This window comes from Streptomyces sp. M-16 (assembly GCF_052114405.1).
Classification (GTDB): Bacteria; Actinomycetota; Actinomycetes; order Streptomycetales; family Streptomycetaceae; genus Streptomyces.
Genome location: NZ_JBFRER010000008.1, coordinates 51,588 through 64,960 on the forward strand (window position 1 = coordinate 51,588; position 13,373 = coordinate 64,960).

Consider the following 13,373-nt stretch of genomic DNA (forward strand, 5'->3'; position numbering starts at 1 on the left):
GTCCGCCTCTCCATGAAAGATGTAAAACTACAAGTAATTGTTGATGAGTATGCATCTGGAGGCGGGCATGGGCAAGGGCAAGGCTGACGGGAGCGTGGACCCCCGGGCGGCCGCCGTGCGGACCGAGGAGGCGCGGCCCGAGGTGGCGCGGCCCGACGTGGCGCGGCCCGAGGTGGCGCGGCCCGAGGTGGCGCTGATCGAGCGGGCCATGGTCTCGATGCGGCGCAGTGTCACCCGGCGCACCCTCTCCCGCCTCGCCGGAGCCGGTACGGCCCAGGGCGGCGGTCCGGCGTTCGACGTCCTCGACGTGGTGGAAGCGGCCGAGGAGGAGGGGGAGCCGGTGGGTGTACGGGGCGTGGCGGACGCCCTGCACGTCGACCAGCCCCGGGCCAGCCGCCTTGTGACGGCGGCGGTGGCCGCGGGCTGGGTCCGGCGGGGCGCCGACCAGACGGACGGGCGGCGTGCGCCCCTGGCCGTCACGCCCGCCGGGCGCGTGGCGCTGGACGAGGCGCACGCCTTCCGGCGGGCGGTGGTGGAGCAGGTGACGGCGGACTGGTCGCAGGGGGAGCGCGCCGAGTTCGCCCGGCTGTTCGCGCGCTTCACGGAGGGCTTCCAGGAACTGGGCCGCGACCGCTGAGCCCCGCTCCCGTGCGGCGGACCTCGACCGCCCCGCCGGGGGGCGACCGGACTCCGGGGGAGGGCTGTGCAGGGGGGGGCAGGCAGGGGGGCGCCGAGGGCGCGACGCCGCCCGGATTCCGGTCCGGGGGCGTCGCGCGCTGAGTCCGGGGCCGCGCGTACGCGGGCCCGGCGGGCGTCAGCTGCCCGTCGTGACCTGGGGCGCCGGCTCGTACTTGTAGTTCGCCGGCCCGAAGTTCTTCTTCACGGCCGCTTCCCAGGAGCCGTCCGAGACCATCTTGGCGAGCGCCGTGTTGATCTTGCGCTGGAGCTCGTTGTCGCCCTTCTTGACGCCGATGCCGTAGTTCTCGTTGCTCAGCCGCAGGCCGACCAGCTTGAACTTGCCCTCGTTGCCCTTCCTGGCCGAGTACCCGGCGAGGATGGAGTTGTCCGTGGTCATCGCGTCGACGAGGCCGTCCTGGAGTGCGACGAGGCACTCCGAGTAGCCGCCGAGCTCCAGCACGCTCGCCTTGGGCGCGAGGTTGTTCTTGACGTTCTCGGCGGAGGTCGAGCCCGTCACCGAGCACAGCTTCTTGGTGTTGAGGTCCTCGGCCTTGGTGATCGAGCCGTCGTCGGCGCGGACCAGCAGGTCCTGGTGCGCGACGAAGTAGGGCCCGGCGAAGTCGACCTTCTCCTGCCGCTTCGCGTTGATCGAATAGCTGGCGGCGACGAACTTGACCTCGTTGTACTGGAGCAGCAGCTCCCGGTCCGAGCTGTACACCTGCTTGAACTCGATCTCGTTCGGCTTGTAGCCGAGCTCCTTGGCGATGTACGTGGCGACGTCGACGTCGAAACCGGTGAAGGTGCCGTCGGCCTCGCGCATCCCGATGCCCGGCTGGTCGAACTTGATTCCGACGGAGAGGGGCTCCTTCGGGGCGTCACCACCACAGCCGGAGGCGGTGGCGGCGAGGGCGATCACTGCGGCGACCGCACCGGCCTTGGGAACCTTCATGCTGCACTCTTTCGTCGGGATCGCGGAACCGTGGGAGGAAATCGCGGGAACGGGGGCACGCGCGCAACCGCGGGGGCGTCATGGCACGTGTATGAGGAAGCTAGGAAGGTGACGGGCGCAGCGTCACTAGATCTGAGTAAAACTTGAGGATAACGATCCGGTCCGGCCGAAGATTCTCCGCCGGTTCCGGGTCGTCACAGGAGAAGGGGGGGCCGGCGCGTGGTGGAAGTGACGGGCGGGGCACGGGTCGAGGGGAACACGCTGCTGTTGGGTGAAGGCGTACGTATCCGGTTCATCCGGACATTGCGCCTCCCGGAGTCGGGGACGCACGCGCTCCCGCCCGGTCTGGGGGAGTTCCCGCTGCGGCGGGTCGAGGACTACCCGGACACCGTGCCGCCGCAGTGGCGGGCCAAGGGCGGCGTGATGCTGCCGGTGTACCTGCGCGAGGCGATGTGGCTCAGCTTCGGCGGCTCGCGGGAGCCCGCCGCCCTCCAGGTCGGCGTCGGCAAGGTGTGCGCCGTCTCCGGCGAGCGCTGGACGGGCCGGCTTTCGCGCGAGCCGCAGAACTACGTGGTGCTGCCCCGCCAGCCCTGGCTCGACGGGATCAACTCGGGCGAGGGGACGGTGCGCCAGTTCGTCGCCGTGCCGCTCGGCCTCGGTGCCACGGTCGAGGGGCAGGTCACGGGTGAGGAGATCACGGGCGGGGTCCAGCTCCAGGCGTTCGCGCTGAATCCCCGGGAGTTGAAGAAGTGGCGCGAGGCCGAACGGGAGCGTGCCCTGCGGCCCCGCCCGGCCGCCCCCGGCTCCGGGCCGGCCGGCTTCGGCTACGGCGCCCCGCCGCAGGCGCCGATGGCGGCCGCCTGCGCCCCCCGGGCGTCGGCCCCGGCGATGGGGCTCGGCGTCGGCGGGACCATGCGCCAGGAGGTCTACCGCGACGACCGCAAACCGGCCGCCTGGGCCGACAGTCCGGCCGCGCGGGTCTTCGTCCACCTGGTGACCCCGCCCGAGTGGCGCCGCATCACCGGCGAGGACGCGCCGCCGTCCCCCGTGGACCGGGCCGCCTACACCCGGGCCGGCCTGCCCTGGTACGACTACTACGACGAGACCGGCGCCGACCTCCCGCCCGCCGGGCCGCTGGGCGCCGTCGAACCGGTCGGTGACTGGCTCGGCGACGACCACACCCCGTGGGTCCCCCCGGTCCCCGGCCAGGTGATCCCGCTCGGCAACGCGCCGCGTCCCGGAGAGCCGGTGCAGGACGGGGACTGGTAGCGGAGGGCCGGCCGCCGGGGCGAGCGGGGTCCCGCCGCCCCGCCGAACGTTTTCAAACTGGTGATCGATTTTCGGCCGCCGCGTCGGTATGATCACCTCAGCAAGGCCGTAGCGCAGAGGTCGTCGCGCCCAAGCATCGAGCTGGAGGACGTCGGTTCGAATCCGACCGGTCTTGCGTCTCCTTCCGACCGCCGTACCGGCATGCCTCCATGCCGGCACGGCGTCGTGCACGCAGTCAACGAAGTGGTGGGTCGCCGGGCGCCGGCGAGGAAACCGGTGGAGTGGTGATGACACAGCCGACGCCCGTACGGTGCCCCGCGATCGAGCACCCCGACATGCCGCTCGCCGATCCGGCGGCGCTGGACCCGCTGCTCGCCCGCCTCGCGGACGCCCGGCCCGTCGAGGCCGACGAGACCTTCCCCCTCGGCACCCTGCGCGCCGACGGCCGCCTCGACCTCTGCAAGCAGGGCCTCGGCCCCGCCGGAGGCTCCCGGCTGCTGCCCGCCGCCACCGCCTCCCCGCACGCCGCGCACCTGCTGCTCGGCACCAACGCCCTCGGCGACACCGGCGCCCGCGCCCTGGCCGAAGCCCTCACCGGCGCGGGCACCGGGCACGGGGTGCACACCCTCTACCTCGGCTGCAACCGGATCGGCCCGGACGGAGCGCTCGCCCTCGCCGGAGCCCTCGCCGAGGACACCACCGTCCGCGCGCTCTGGCTCAAGCGCAACCCCCTCCACGCCGACGGCGCCCGCACCCTCGCCGCGCTCCTGCGCCGCAACACCGCGCTGCGCACCCTCGATCTGGTCAACACCGGGATCGGCGCCGACGGCGTACGCCTGCTCCTGGACGCCCTGCTCACCCGGGGGGCGCCGCTGGAGCGGATCTTCCTCGGCGGCAACGGCCTCACCGCCGAGCACGCCCCGCTGCTCGCCTCCCTCATCCGTGACGCCGGAGTGAGCGAGCTCTACGTACCGGCCAACCACCTCGGGGACGAGGGCGCCGCCGTCCTGGCCGCCGCCGCGGCGGACGCCGGCCCCGGCCGTCCGGTCCGCCTCGGTCTCGGGGGCAACGGAATCGGCGTCGCCGGAGCCCGCGCCCTCGCCGAAGCGCTGGACGGGATCGAGTCGCTCGACCTCGGCCGCACGATGTCCGAGCGCAGCCTCGGTTCGACCGGCAACGACCCCGGGGACGAAGGCGCGTACGCCCTGGCCGCCGCCCTCCCCGGCAGTCCGCTGCGACGCCTGGAACTGCGCCACACCGGTATCACCGGCCGCGGTGCCAAGCAGCTCCTCGCCGCACTGCCCGACGACAGCCCGCTGGAACACGTCGGCCTGGGCCCCGGCCTGCCCCGACGCGTCAAGCGCTCCTTCACCGAACGGCTGCGCCCCGCCCGCGCGGCCCACCCGGACCTGCGCGCCATCGGCAGCGTGTACCGGTGAGCCGCGACCTCCGGGCGCCCGGGGCCCTGACGAGCGAGGACGCGGGGTCCTGGCTGCGGGTCCGCCGCTACGCCGTACCCGCCTGGATGATCGAGCAGGCCACCCGGCACCGCCTGGCGGGGGACTGGCGGGCCGCGTGCGCCGCCGCGTCCGTCGAGATCGGCTTCGACCCGGCGGCCCTGGCCTCCCGGTACGGCACCGCCGTCGCCGACGCGGTCGCCGAGGACCTGCGCCACTTCGCGCCCGACCTGCTGCGCTGGCACCTGCCCCGGGTCGGGGGCGGGCGCACCACGCTCGCCCCGAGCCGCCGGATCCTCCTGGCCTCCTACGCCGCGGACGGCGGGCCCCGCCGGGGACGCCGGGTACCCGTGCTGTACGTCACCACCTTCGGGATGGTGGACGGCCCGCAGCGGCTGCGGCTGGAGTGCGAGCCACTGTCCCCCGAGCGCACGGGCGGCGGGCGCATCGACTGGACCGACGAGGACTGGACGGCTGCCCGCCGCTTCTGGGACGCGCGGTGCACGACCGAACTCCGCTCCCGCTACGGCCCGGCCGACCGCCTTCCCTTCTTCCGCCCCGACGGCACCCCGCTCGGCGACGGCGAACTGCCCACCGCCGACCCGGGCCCCGGCGACGCGGCGGGCCGCGCCGAATGGGCCGCGGTCCTGTCGGCCCGCGGCGAGTTCGTCGAGGCCCTCGCGGTGTCCGGCACGGCGCTGGACCTCGACCTGCCGGAGCGGTCGGTCGGCTCGCCCGAACATGCCCTCGCGTCACTGGCGGCCTCCGGCCCGGACCCGGCCCGGCTGCTGTCCGAGGTCCGGCTGCTGGCCGCGGCCGGCGCGGGAAACCGCTTCCGCTACGTTCCCGACTGGCGTTGCCGCGTACTCCTGGAACTGCCCGGCGCCGGGGCCGCGTCGGCACGGGACACGGAGGCCGGTGCGCCGCTGCGCCTGCGCCTCGCCGAGCCCGACGAACTGCGCGGAGTACCCCGGCTGCCGGAGTACGCCTGGCGCCCGCTGCCGGACCTCCAGCTGCTGCGGACCGGCCGGATCACGCCGCGGGCCCTGCACCCCCTGGTCGCCGCCGCACTGTTCCCCGGGGCCGACCCGGCCGAGGGGCCGTCCGGGCCCGCCGCGCCGCGGCCCGTGCGGGTGCGGTGCACCGGTGTCTGGCACGAGGTCCGTTCGCGGGGCGGAGTCCTCGACGTGCCGCACACCGCGCAGGAGCAGCAGCGCGAGCGGGCCCTGCGGGCCTTCGGCGGGACCATCTCCGGCTGCTTCGCCGTGCGCGAGTCCTGGACCTCGGGCGAAGGGCGGCTCCCGCGCGCCCTGCGGGAGGAGCGCCGGGACCTCTTCCTGCGCGCCGCACACGGGGACGCCCCCGGCGTGCTCCAACTCCTCGACGCCGGTGTCGACCCCCATGTCCGGGACGCCAAGGGCCGCACCCTGCTCCACATGCTGACCCACCTGGAGCACGAGGAACTCCTGCCCCGGCTGCTGGCGGCCGGACTCGGCCTGGAGACCCAGGACGACCCCGGGCGCACCCCGCTCCTGGCCGCCGTGCGGGACGGCGGCACCGCCGAGCTCGTCCGGGCGCTGATCGACGCCGGGGCCCGGCTCGACGTGACCGACGAGGCGGAAATGTCCCTGAGCCAGCTGGTGCGCCGCTTCCGGCGCGACGACCTGACCTTCGTGCGGGAGCTGGTGGACGAGCGGTACCCGGACATCGGGGCCGACTACTTCGACGAGTACATGGAGTGGCGGGACGAGGAGGACGCCGACGCCGGCGAGGAGCAGCAGGACGCCCACGAGGACGAGCCCTTCGACGGGGCCGAGGAAGCCGAAGGGGCCGAAGGAAGCGACGGAGCAGGGGAAGGGGCCGGTGACCGGTGAGCACCGCACGACCGCAGCACCACCCGGCCGGCTTCCTCGCCGCCGCCGATGCCCTCAACGCCCGCCTGGACGCCACCCGCACCGAACCCGCCGTCCTTCCCCAGCTCGAAGCCCTCGCACTGGCGGTGACGGCCAATCAGCCCGTCCTGCTGTGGGGCGAGCCCGGCATCGGCAAGTCCGCCGGCATGGAGCGGCTCGCCGACGCCCTCGGGGTGGGGCTGGAAACCGTCATCGCCAGCGTCCACGAGCCCTCCGACTTCGCCGGGCTGCCGATCGTCGGCGACGACCCCGCCACCACCGGCGTCCCGATGGCCCCGCCGGACTGGGCGGTGCGCCTGGCCCGTACCGGACACGGACTGCTGTTCTTCGACGAGTTGTCCTCCGCCCCGCCGGCGGTCCAGGCCGCCCTGCTGCGGGTCGTCCTCGAACGCCGGGTCGGCAGCCTGGTGCTGCCCCCCGCGGTACGGATCGTCGCGGCGGCCAACCCGCCGTCCAGCGCGGCCGACGGCTGGCACCTGAGCCCCCCGCTGGCCAACCGGTTCGTCCACCTCGACTGGACGCACGACCCGCGCACGGTGGCCCGCGGCATGGCCGGCACCTGGCCCGAGGCGGCCGTCCCCACCGTGGACCCCGCACGGGCCGCGGGCGCCGCCGCCCGTGCCCGGGGCGTGATCTCCGGGTTCCTCACCGCCCGTCCGGGCCTCGTCCACCACCTGCCGAACGACGCCGAGGGCCGCGGCCGTGCCTGGCCCTCCCCGCGCACCTGGGAGATGGCGCTGCGCCTGCTCGCCACCGGGTACGCGGCCGGAGCCGGCGGCGAGGCGCTGTCCGCCGTGCTCACGGGGGCCGTCGGCGACGGTGCGGGCCTGGAGCTGCTCTCCTACCTGGAGCACCTCGACCTGCCCGACCCGGAGCGGGTCCTCGCACACCCGGAGGCCTTCGCGCTCCCCGAGCGCGGCGACCGCCAGCTGGCCTTCCTGATCGCCGTGGTGGCGGCCGTGCAGAGCGATCCGACGCGCGCCCGCTGGGAGGCCGGCTGGGTGGTCCTCGCCAAGGCCGTCGACGCGGGCGTGCCCGACGTCGCCGCGCGGGCCGCCGCCGACCTGGCCGCGATGCGGGAGCCCGCCTGGCCCGTACCGGCCGGGATCGACGCCTTCGTGGAGCTGCTCCAGCTCGCCGGGTCCCTGCCCGGCGCCCGCTGACGGGCAGCCGGGCCATGCAGGACGAAGCGTCGTCCCCGTACCCGTACCCGTACGCGTCTCCGCCCCCGGGCGCGAACCCGGACCCGGGTCCCGGACTGGACCGGGCGAAGCTGCTCGCCGCCCGGTACTCCGCCGCCGAGGCCAGGCCCTACCTCGCCTCCGCCCTCTACGCCCTCACCGTCGTCCCCTCCCCGGGCCCGTCGGGGGTGGCCACGATGGGTGTCGACCGGCACTGGCGCTGCTACGTCTCGCCCGCCTTCGTCGAGCGGACCCCCGTGGCGGAGCTGGCGGGCGTGTGGATCCACGAGGTGGCCCACCTGCTGCGCGACCACCACGGCCGCGCCGACCGGCTCCCGCCGGCCGACCAGCGCGATCCTGTCCGGGTCAACATCGCCCAGGACTGCGAGATCAACGACGACCTCCTCGCCGACGGACTGGCCCTGCCCGCCGGGCGGATGGAACCCCGCCTCTTCGGCCTCGCCACGGGCGGTCTGTTCGAGGAGTACCTGCCGGGGGTTCCCGCGACCCCGCCGCACGGCGTGGACTGCGGCTCCGGGGCACACGGGATCCCGCGCCCGTGGGAGGCACGGCCGGGCGGGGCAGAAGGACGGGACCCGAGCGGGATCGGCCCGGCGGAGGCCGAGGCCCTGCGCCGCGCCACCGCCCGGGCCATGCGGGCCCACCAGCGCACCCGCGGCACGCTCCCCGCCGGCTGGGACCGCTGGGCCCGCGAGGTGCTGGAGCCCACCGTGGACTGGCGCCGCGCCCTGTCCGGGGCGGTGCGGGAGGCCGCGGCCTGGGCGGGCGGCGCCGTCGACTACACCTACCGGCGGCCCTCGCGCCGCACGCCCGCGCTCGGCGGCCGCGTCGTGCTGCCGAGCCTGCGCCGCCCGCTGCCGAGGGTCGCGATCGTCATCGACACCTCCGGGTCGATGGGCGAGGAGGAGCTCGCGGCGGCGCTGGGGGAGGTCACCGGCGTGCTCCGGGAAGTGGGGGTCGGGGGCAACCGGGTCGCCGTCCTGGCCTGCGACGCCGACGTGCAGACCGTGAGCCGCGTGACCCGCGGCGGCCAGGTGGAACTGGCCGGCGGCGGGGGCACCGACATGCGCGTGGGCATCCGGGCCGCGCTGTCCCTGCCGGACCGGCCGAACGTGGTGGTCGTCCTGACCGACGGATACACGCCGTGGCCGCAGGAGCCGCAGTCCTGCCGGCTGATCGCCGCGCTGATCGGGGCGGACGCCCCGCGGCCGCCGCACTGGGTGGAGACCGTACGCGTCGACCTCGCCCGGTGACCGTCCGCACTGGCCGGGAACGTACGGTGCCGCACCCCGTGATCACCTGCGCGTGACAGCATGGCGGGGCGGCACGGGCCAAAGCGGCCGGGCGGAGGGGGAGTTCGATGAGCGCAGTACGCAAGAGTCTGGCCAAGGTGGAGATAGCGCTGCGCTGGGACCCCAGCCCGGCCGGTACCCCCGCCAACGACCTGGACATCGTCGCGGCGGTGTACGCGGCCTCCGACCCGCACGGGGAGCCGGTCTACCTCGTGCACTTCGGCAGCCGCGCCCCCGACGGCACCATCACCCTCACGAGGGACAGCCGTACCGGGCAGGGCTTCGGCTTCGACGAGGTGATGACCCTCGAACTGGACCGGCTGGCGCCGGAGCTGGGCCGGGTGGTGGTCGGCGTGGTGATCCAGGACGCCGGTCCCGCCGCGGAGTCCGGCCGCAAGACCTTCGCCGGGGTGGCCGGCAAGGGGCTGCGGATACGCGAGGGCTACACCGACCTCGCGACCGGCGACTTCGAGGAGGTGGCGCACGCCACGGCGGCCACCGTCGCGGAGTTCGTCCGGGACGGCGCGGGCGGCTGGGCGCTGGACGCGCGCCCCCGGGGATTCGACGCGGACCCGGAGGAGTTCGCCCGCGTCATGGGCACCGCGCGGGGCTGATCCCGCGCGCGCAAGGCCCCGGGAGCCTTGCGGACGGGGCGGCGGTCACTCTGCTCGGGAGTGACCGCCGCCCCGTCCGGGTGGCGCGCTGCCGCCGTCCCCACGAGGCAGCGCGGGCAGGTCGCCGTCCGGTCATCGTGGACGGCGGCCCACCGGTACGGGGGGTCAGGGGGTGATGCCGAGCGAGGGCAGCAGGGCCGCGTCGACGAACCTGACCAGGTAGTCGGCGTCCGCGTACCGCCCCTCCAGCACCGGCCGGATCCGCAGCACGCCCATCAGCTGCGCCGGCAGGAACTCCACGGCCGGATGGTCGGCGGCGATCTCGCCCCGCGCCACCGCCCGCGCCACGATCGCGTCGAACGCCGTGAGCTCCGGCTCCACCAGGGCCTCCCGCAGCGCGCCCTGGAGTTCCTCGTCGCTGAGCACCGCGTGCCCGAGCGCCTGGGTGAGGCGGGTGTCGCGGCCCGAGGTGCAGGCGGCGATCCGGGCTGCCTCGCGCAGGTCGCCGGCCAGGGTGCCGGTGTCGACACCGGCCAGCGTCCGGTCCCCGCGGCTCGCGCGGCTCGCCCGCAGGGCGGCGGCCACCAGCCGCGGCTTGGTCTTCCACTGCCGGTAGAGCGTGGACTTGCCGCAGCAGGCGCGGGCCGCGATGCCCTCCATCGTCAGGGCCTCGTACCCGTGCTCGCGCAGCTGCTCCAGGACGGCGTCGTAGAACTCCTGCTCGCGCTCCGGGGTGATCTTGGAGCGGCGTGCGGTGACCTGCGGCGTCGACGTCATGGGGGTGCGCTCTCCTCGCGGTCTCCTGGGTGGCCCTTTCCGGTGTTCCGAGTGTACGGCTACGGAGGCGTATCGGTACACCCGCGTATCGATACGCGAATGTATCGATACACTGGCGTGTCGATAGGAAGCGGGTACGGACCGGCGGGAGACCGCCGGGGACCCGTGTCCACACCCGAAAGAAGTGAGACCGGGGGATGACCTCCCACACCACGCCCGGCCGGCCGGCCGCCGGGAAGAGGGACGCGCGCCGACGGCTCATACGCGAGCTGCTGCTCGTCGCGAGCCTCTTCGCCGTCTACAAGGCGGGCCGGATGCTCTCGACGGGCCGCACCGACGAGGCCCTGCGCAACGCGGACCGCGTCTGGGACGCCGAACGCGCCCTGCACCTGCCCGGCGAGGGCGCCGTGCAGCGGTTGCTGATCCACTCGGACGCCCTCGTGCACACCGCCAACACCTACTACGCCGTGGTGCACTTCCCGGCGACCGCGCTGTTCCTGGTCTGGCTGTACCTGCGGCGCCCACGTCACTACCTGTGGACCCGCCGGGTGCTCGCCGTCCTCACCGGCGCCGCCCTCGCCCTGCACCTGTCCTTCCCGCTCGCGCCCCCGAGGATGCTCGACGCCGCGCACCTGGTGGACACCGGGCAGGTCTACGGGCCCACCGTCTACCGGGCCGAGGCGGCCGCCGACACCGTGGCCAACCAGTTCGCCGCGATGCCCTCGCTGCACTTCGGGTGGGCACTGATGCTGGCCATCGGCATGATCGCGGCCACCCGGTCGCGGTGGCGCGCGCTGTGGCTGCTGCACCCGCTGGTCACCCTGCTCGTGGTGGTCGGCACGGCCAACCACTACTGGCTCGACGCGATCGTGGCCACCGTGCTGCTCGGGGCGACCCTCCTGCTGATCCCCCGCCCGACGGCCGGGCGGGGCGGGGCGAAGACGGGCGCCGGCGCCCCGGTGTCCGTCACGGCGCCGGTCACGGCTCCGGCGGCCGTCTCCGCGCCGGTTCCGGCCCCCGCCGGCGTCTCCGCGTCCGTCCCGGTCTCCGCGGCCGGTGCGACCGCGCCCGTACCCACCGTCGTCGCGTCCGTCGGGGGGCGGCAGTGAACGCCACCGCCCTCGCCGTCGCCCTCTGCCTCGCCGCCGCCGTGACCTACGCGGCCGCCGCCGTCGCGCAGGAGCGGCTCGCCCGCCGCGCCGTCGCCCGCACCGCCACCGCCCTGCTCGGCAACGGCGCCTGGTGGTGGTCTGCCGGGCTGAACGCCGCCGCGGCGCTGCTGCACGCCGCCGCCCTGCGCTACGGCCCCCTCACCCTGGTCCAGCCGCTCGGCGCGCTCACCCTGGTGGCCGCCGTACCGCTGGGCGCGCGCGGCGCCGGACGGCGGGTCTCCGCCACCGAATGGCGGGGCACCCTGGCCACCGTCGTGGGGCTCGGTCTGCTGCTGCTCCCGGCCTCCGGCCCGGCACCCGACGACACCCTCACCCTCGCCGAGGCGCTCGGCGTCTCCGGTGCCACCGCCGCCGTGATCGTCCTGCTCACCGCGCGCAAGGACCCCCGTTCCGGCCTGCGCCACGCCACCGCCTCCGGACTGGCCTCCGCCGCCGCCTCCGCCCTGACCCAGACCGTCGCCGTGGCGGGCGGCCGGGGCGGCGCCCTGCTCAGCGTCCGGGTGGTGACGGTGGCCCTGCTCGTGGTGGTGTTCGCCGTCGGCGGGATGCTGCTCTCGCAGCGCGCCTACCGGGGCGGCCTCGGAGCCCCCCTCGCCGTCGTCAACCTGGCCAATCCACTGGCCGCCGCCGCCATCGGGATGGTCCTGCTCGGCGAACGCATCCAGGGCGGTGCCCTCGGGATCCTGCTCGCCGTCGCCGGAGCCCTGGCCGCCACGCGCGGGGTCCTGCTGCTCACCCGCACCCCGCCCGGCGCACCGGCCGCGTCCACCGAAAGCCGTCCCCTCCGGCCGGCCGTGTGACACCATGATCCGCATGGCTGACCGGTCGTACCTCTCCCTGTGGTCCAGGAACTCCGTCCTCTCCATCGGCTCGGTGGGCTCGGTGCTCTCCATCGGCTCCGTCGGCAGCGTGCTCTCCGTCGCCTCCCTCGGGTCCACGCTCTCGCTGGGCTCGGCGGCCTCCTGGCTGAGCGTGGGCTCCGCCTTCTCCGCCCGCTCCAGCCTCTCCCTGTTCGCCCACCGCTCCCGCGGCGGCATCGCGGTCGTCGGCGCCGTGACGACCGCGGCCCTGGCCACCGCGCTGCTGCGGGCCCGCCGGACCTGAGAACCGTTCCGCCCGCGGTGGCGTCCTCCCACGGGAGAGACCCACACCAACGAGCGGAGTGAACGACCATGGGCATCATCGGCTGGATCATCCTCGGCCTGCTGGCCGGAGGCATCGCCAAGATCCTGCTGCCCGGCCGCGACCCCGGCGGCCTCATAGGCACGACCCTCATCGGCGTCGCCGGATCCTTCATCGGCGGCTGGCTCTCCGTGAAGTTCCTGGACCGCCCGATCCCGAACCACTTCTTCGACCTCGCCACCTGGGGATCCGCCATCGCCGGCTCCCTCGTGCTGCTCATCGTCTACCGCATCCTCTTCGGCAACTCCCGCGACTGACCCGGCGTACCGCGGTGCCTACGCTGGGCCCGCACGGCGCGACGTACGACAGCTGCGAGGAGCCCCGCACCATGAGCCCCATCCCGGTCACCCCCGTCCCCACCGCCGACCTCTACGACGAGTACGGCGAGGACCTCGGCATCTGTGCCACCCCCTTCCGCCGGATCGGCGGCCGCCGGCTCTTCGCCGGCCCCGTGCGCACCCTGCGCTGCCACGAGGACAACGCGCTGCTGCGCCAACTGGTCAACACCCCCGGCGACGGCGCCGTCCTCGTCGTCGACGGCGGCGGCTCGCTGCGCACCGCCCTGGTCGGCGACCTCCTCGCGGGGGCGGCGGCGGCATCCGGGTGGGCCGGGCTGATCGTCAACGGCGCCGTCCGCGACAGCGTCGCCCTCGGCGGGCTCGACCTCGGCGTGCAGGCGCTGGGCACCTGCCCCCGCAAGAGCGGCAAGACGGGTGCGGGCACCGTCGACGAACCGGTCACCATCGGCGGCGTCACCTTCCGGGCCGGGGACACGGTCCACGTCGACGACGACGGCATCGTCGTGCTGCCCGCCGGGCACTGACCCGGGGCGCCGACGCCGGGCAGCGGCGCCGTACGTTTTCCGCCA

The 13,373-nt window shown here is 75.1% G+C and carries 14 protein-coding genes and 1 tRNA gene; 13 read left to right on the forward strand and 2 right to left on the reverse strand.

What is annotated here, in order from left to right; translation table 11 throughout:
• Nucleotides 1-43: 43 nt before the first annotated feature.
• Complete coding sequence (locus tag AB4039_RS06425) at nt 44-637, forward strand: MarR family winged helix-turn-helix transcriptional regulator (RefSeq protein WP_442270226.1); 594 nt, start codon at nt 44-46, stop codon at nt 635-637.
• Between the two features lie 177 nt (nt 638-814).
• Here AB4039_RS06425 and AB4039_RS06430 read toward each other — a convergent pair whose 3' ends face one another.
• Nucleotides 815-1,627, reverse strand: a complete 813-nt coding sequence (locus tag AB4039_RS06430) for a glutamate ABC transporter substrate-binding protein (protein WP_266847240.1) — start codon at nt 1,625-1,627, stop codon at nt 815-817.
• 228 nt (nt 1,628-1,855) lie between these two features.
• Between AB4039_RS06430 and AB4039_RS06435 the strand changes: the two genes are divergently transcribed.
• The 7 genes from AB4039_RS06435 to AB4039_RS06465 all read left to right on the forward strand — a co-directional run bounded on the left by AB4039_RS06435 (nt 1,856) and on the right by AB4039_RS06465 (nt 9,374).
• Nucleotides 1,856-2,896, forward strand: coding sequence for a hypothetical protein (locus AB4039_RS06435; protein WP_442270265.1), 1,041 nt, complete (start codon nt 1,856-1,858; stop codon nt 2,894-2,896).
• A gap of 102 nt (nt 2,897-2,998) precedes the next feature.
• Nucleotides 2,999-3,071 (forward strand) — tRNA-Arg (locus AB4039_RS06440).
• 112 nt (nt 3,072-3,183) lie between these two features.
• The gene (locus tag AB4039_RS06445) at nt 3,184-4,335 is read left to right on the forward strand and encodes a gala protein (protein ID WP_442270227.1); all 1,152 of its coding nucleotides are present in this window, start codon (nt 3,184-3,186) and stop codon (nt 4,333-4,335) included.
• Complete coding sequence (locus AB4039_RS06450; RefSeq protein WP_442270228.1) at nt 4,332-6,227, forward strand: ankyrin repeat domain-containing protein; 1,896 nt, start codon at nt 4,332-4,334, stop codon at nt 6,225-6,227. Before AB4039_RS06445 ends, AB4039_RS06450 begins: the two co-directional genes overlap by 4 nt.
• Complete coding sequence (locus AB4039_RS06455; RefSeq protein ID WP_442270229.1) at nt 6,224-7,429, forward strand: AAA family ATPase; 1,206 nt, start codon at nt 6,224-6,226, stop codon at nt 7,427-7,429. The genes AB4039_RS06450 and AB4039_RS06455 overlap by 4 nt, the downstream gene beginning before the upstream one ends.
• Before the next feature lie 14 nt (nt 7,430-7,443).
• On the forward strand, nt 7,444-8,721 hold the full coding sequence (locus AB4039_RS06460; RefSeq protein WP_442270230.1) for a vWA domain-containing protein: 1,278 nt from the start codon (nt 7,444-7,446) through the stop codon (nt 8,719-8,721).
• A gap of 107 nt (nt 8,722-8,828) precedes the next feature.
• On the forward strand, nt 8,829-9,374 hold the full coding sequence (locus AB4039_RS06465) for a TerD family protein (RefSeq protein WP_266847247.1): 546 nt from the start codon (nt 8,829-8,831) through the stop codon (nt 9,372-9,374).
• A gap of 165 nt (nt 9,375-9,539) precedes the next feature.
• Here AB4039_RS06465 and AB4039_RS06470 read toward each other — a convergent pair whose 3' ends face one another.
• Complete coding sequence (locus tag AB4039_RS06470) at nt 9,540-10,151, reverse strand: TetR/AcrR family transcriptional regulator (RefSeq protein ID WP_266847249.1); 612 nt, start codon at nt 10,149-10,151, stop codon at nt 9,540-9,542.
• A 197-nt stretch (nt 10,152-10,348) separates the two neighbouring features.
• On the opposite strand from AB4039_RS06470, the gene AB4039_RS06475 reads away from it, so the two are divergent.
• From AB4039_RS06475 to rraA, 5 genes are all read left to right on the forward strand, one after another.
• On the forward strand, nt 10,349-11,260 hold the full coding sequence (locus AB4039_RS06475) for a phosphatase PAP2 family protein (RefSeq protein WP_266847251.1): 912 nt from the start codon (nt 10,349-10,351) through the stop codon (nt 11,258-11,260).
• Nucleotides 11,257-12,123 carry a hypothetical protein gene (locus tag AB4039_RS06480; RefSeq protein WP_442270231.1) on the forward strand — a complete coding sequence of 289 codons (867 nt, stop codon included), beginning with the start codon at nt 11,257-11,259 and terminating at the stop codon, nt 12,121-12,123. The genes AB4039_RS06475 and AB4039_RS06480 overlap by 4 nt, the downstream gene beginning before the upstream one ends.
• 13 nt (nt 12,124-12,136) lie before the next feature.
• Complete coding sequence (locus tag AB4039_RS06485; RefSeq protein WP_266847254.1) at nt 12,137-12,427, forward strand: hypothetical protein; 291 nt, start codon at nt 12,137-12,139, stop codon at nt 12,425-12,427.
• 68 nt (nt 12,428-12,495) lie between these two features.
• Nucleotides 12,496-12,762: a GlsB/YeaQ/YmgE family stress response membrane protein gene (locus tag AB4039_RS06490; RefSeq protein ID WP_266847256.1), complete on the forward strand. Its 267-nt coding sequence runs from the start codon at nt 12,496-12,498 to the stop codon at nt 12,760-12,762.
• A 71-nt stretch (nt 12,763-12,833) separates the two neighbouring features.
• The gene (rraA, locus tag AB4039_RS06495) at nt 12,834-13,328 is read left to right on the forward strand and encodes a ribonuclease E activity regulator RraA (protein ID WP_442270232.1); all 495 of its coding nucleotides are present in this window, start codon (nt 12,834-12,836) and stop codon (nt 13,326-13,328) included.
• The last annotated feature ends 45 nt before the right edge of the window (nt 13,329-13,373 follow it).